Raw genomic sequence first — 2,412 nt, 5'->3', positions numbered from 1 at the left:
GCCCCACCCCCTAACAGCGCGCCTCCACACCGCACACGGCCCCTTCGTCTAGCGGTCTAGGACGTCGCCCTCTCACGGCGAAAACACGGGTTCGAGTCCCGTAGGGGTCACCAGCGATTACAAGCACTTAGAGGCTTGGTCGCTCCGATCGGCCGAAAGTTCGGTAATAGGTCGGTGATAAGCACGCTGAAACGGCGTGAACTAAGCTGGAACAACTAGAGACAGTTGCCGGAACAGCATGCCTCCGGGTCCGCCTATCATGGCCGCTGGCGATTTAGCTTGTGCTCGTGCATTGTCATTCTGTGGCTGGTGTGAACCCTGAAGTCCTGATCTGGGCACGAGAGACCGCGGGTCTCGACCGGGAGGCGGCTGCCCGCAAGATCAGTCTGAATGCCGCTCGTGGAACGAGCGGCGCAGACCGGCTCGCCGCTATAGAGGCTGGGGAAGAAGCCCCGTCCGCCTCCTTACTTCAGCGCATGGCTCAGCAGTATCACCGTCCACTGCTAACCTTCTACATGCCAGAGGTTCCTCGCCCAGCTGACACGGGCCAGGACTTCCGCACCCTACCTGCCGAGGGTGATCCGTCGAACATCCTTCTCGCAACCTTGCTGCGCGATGTGAAAGCACGACAGTCGCTTGTGCGCGACACGCTGGAGGACGACGACGATGTCGCCGAAGTGGCGCTCGTAGGGTCGCGAACGGGCGCGCGCGATCCCCATGCTCTTGCTGCAGCGCTGGTAGAGGCGGTCGGCTTCGATCGACGGCAGTTTCGTGCCCGCGGCTCGGCCGACGATGCTTTCACCTACCTGCGCTCCCTCGTTGAGGCACAAGGCGTGTTCGTCTTGCTCGCGGGCGACTGCGGGCACTGGTCCACAGCGATTGAGGTCAACATCTTCCGCGGCTTCGCAATCGCAGATCCCCTCGCTCCTTTCATCGTCGTCAACGATCAGGACGCAAAGGCCGCCTGGTCGTTCACCTTGCTGCACGAGTTGGCCCACCTGCTTCTCGGCCAGGGCGGGGTGAGCGGTGGCCCGCCAGACGGCGAGGTTGAGAAGCTGTGCAACGATGCCGCCGCGGCGGTCTTAATCGATCGCGCCGAGATTGCCGATCTGCCTTTGACAGGCGGTGTGGGCGACGTGCGGCAGATCGACGCCCTTGCCGATCGCGCGCGGGTCAGTCGGACTATGATCGCTTATCAGCTTCACCTTGGCGGACGCATTACGGCAGCGCGGTGGGAGGGGCTTCGCGACCAGTTTCGCGCCGAGTGGCTGGCGAACAAGGAGCGGGAACGAGAGCGGAATCGAGCGAAGGATGGGGGACCGAACTGGTATATCGTTCGCCGTCACCGCCTCGGCGCGGCGCTTCTCGACGTAGCGCGCAGGGGGATGGCTGAAGGCTCGCTAACCCCCACCCGTGCTGCCCGCATGCTGGGGGTCAAGCCAATGGCGGTATACCCGCTACTCGCCGAACCGCGGCGGGCGTTCGGCTGATGATCTACCTGTTGGATGCGAACACACTGATCAACGCTCATCGCACTTGGTATGCGCTGAACCGCGTTCCCGAGTTTTGGCGCTGGATCCTGCACCATGCGGCGGTCGGGACGGTAAAGATGCCGAGCGAGATCTATGCCGAGGTTGAGGGGGGCACCGACGAACTCGCTGTCTGGATGAAGGACGCAGATCATAAGAAGGTGCTGCGCCTCGCCGAACCGACCGACGCGGCCAAGGTGCAGGTGGTGCTGGCGAAATACGGGCCGCAACTCACCGAGGCGGACCTAATCAAGATCGGACAGGACCCGTTCCTGATTGCTGCAGCGCTGGGCCATGCAGACCGTTGCGTTGTCACGGCCGAGGTGTCGAGCGCCGGGAAGCAGGGGGCGAACCGCAAGGTCCCCAATGTCTGTGATGATTGCGGCGTCGCATGGCAATCGCCCATCGACTTCATCAACGAACTCGACTTCACGACCGGATGGGAGGCCATATAGCGGCTTGATCCAGATCCGGTTCCTGCCGCCGATGTAGTCGTTAGCTATAGCGTCCAGTTCGGGGGGCGGGAGGCGACCACCCCCGAGCAGCAGCTCTTGAGCGAGAAGGTCCTTTTAGATCATCTCCATTGTCTCGTTATAGAGAAGAGGCGCGATCTTATCGTCCCACTCATGGAAGAGCGGCCGACAGGTGAGGCCGAAAATGAACCAACAGCCGAAGATCGTAGCGTGATGGAAAAAGGCGCCCCAAGGCAGTTTGCCGTGCGCCGCCTCATTCCTGAGAGCGGGGCCCGGCCGGAAATTGAAGAGGATGTCGATCTGGTGAACAACATCTTCTCCGAAGATGGCGTCGAGGTCATGTGTGGACGACCTCTGTCGTTGCCCCCTAATTGCCTGACGAGGCCTCGCGGGTTTGGGTGATGTACTCG

General features: G+C 62.1%; 3 protein-coding genes and 1 tRNA gene. 3 read left to right on the top strand and 1 reads right to left on the bottom strand.

Annotation, left to right across the window (positions count from 1 at the left end):
* Positions 1–37 precede the first annotated feature (37 nt).
* The 3 genes from AX685_RS17575 to AX685_RS17565 all read left to right on the top strand — a co-directional run bounded on the left by AX685_RS17575 (position 38) and on the right by AX685_RS17565 (position 1,984).
* Positions 38–113, top strand: a tRNA-Glu gene (locus AX685_RS17575).
* Between the two features lie 198 nt (positions 114–311).
* Positions 312–1,490, top strand: coding sequence for an ImmA/IrrE family metallo-endopeptidase (locus AX685_RS17570; protein WP_197418680.1), 1,179 nt, complete (start codon positions 312–314; stop codon positions 1,488–1,490).
* Positions 1,490–1,984: a DUF4411 family protein gene (locus tag AX685_RS17565; RefSeq protein ID WP_066490948.1), complete on the top strand. Its 495-nt coding sequence runs from the start codon at positions 1,490–1,492 to the stop codon at positions 1,982–1,984. Before AX685_RS17570 ends, AX685_RS17565 begins: the two co-directional genes overlap by 1 nt.
* 114 nt (positions 1,985–2,098) lie before the next feature.
* On the opposite strand, the gene AX685_RS23250 is transcribed toward AX685_RS17565, so the two are convergent.
* Positions 2,099–2,412: hypothetical protein (locus AX685_RS23250; protein ID WP_231792284.1), on the bottom strand; the 314-nt coding region annotated here is incomplete at its 5' end.

This window comes from Sphingomonas sp. CCH9-F2 (assembly GCF_001556735.1).
Lineage (GTDB): Bacteria > Pseudomonadota > Alphaproteobacteria > Sphingomonadales > Sphingomonadaceae > Sphingomonas > Sphingomonas ginsenosidimutans.
The sequence above is the reverse complement of the archived record's forward strand: the minus strand, read 5'-3'. Positions and strand labels throughout refer to the sequence as shown.